The sequence below is a fragment of the Maribacter sp. 2-571 genome (genome assembly GCF_050589625.1).
Lineage (GTDB): Bacteria > Bacteroidota > Bacteroidia > Flavobacteriales > Flavobacteriaceae > Pelagihabitans.
In genome coordinates, this window is the sequence record NZ_JBNGOP010000085.1 from 1 (window position 1) to 683 (window position 683).

Here is a 683-nt window from a genome sequence, read left to right on the forward strand (position 1 = left end):
GTATATACCAACAACCCAGGATTATCCATATCCCCAACGGACCTATGCTATGTGATCTACACCTCGGGTACTACTGGGACACCCAAAGGGGTTATGATCGAGCATAGGAGTATTGTGAACTATTCAAATAATGTCAAGAACATTTTATTGGACGATGTCATAAATATAGATCTATCGACCAATTACACTTTCGACCTTACGGTTACGACCTCTATATGTTCCCTTCTATTGGGTAAGAGAATATTCATTTATTCAGGATCGATGGTCGACCATGATAAATATATGTCCCATTTAGTGGACAATAAGATCGATTTTATAAAGAGTACCCCATCCCTATTGTCCAATTTATCATTGGATGGTTTTTCTGGCCATAAAATCAAACAGGCTTTTATAGGAGGGGAAAAATTAGAACGTTCCCAATTAGGGCATATTTTAAAATATATAGACAACCCTATTGATGAGTATGGTCCTACGGAAGCTACCGTTGGTACTACCTACAAGGATAAAAATACAATCGACAGTTACAATAGCATAGGTAAGGCTTATGATAATTATAGGACATATGTGTTGGATAATTTCGGCCAACCTGTACCCGTGGGTGTTGTGGGGGAGTTGTACATTGGCGGCGCGGGCGTTGCCAGGGGCTATCTGAACCGAGGGGAACTCACACAAGAGCGTTTTGT

General features: G+C 40.6%; 1 protein-coding gene. It reads left to right on the plus strand.

All coding sequences use genetic code 11. The features are described from left to right. A partial coding sequence (locus ACRD7P_RS20980) for an AMP-binding protein (protein ID WP_430909762.1) occupies positions 1-683 on the plus strand: 683 nt, incomplete at both ends.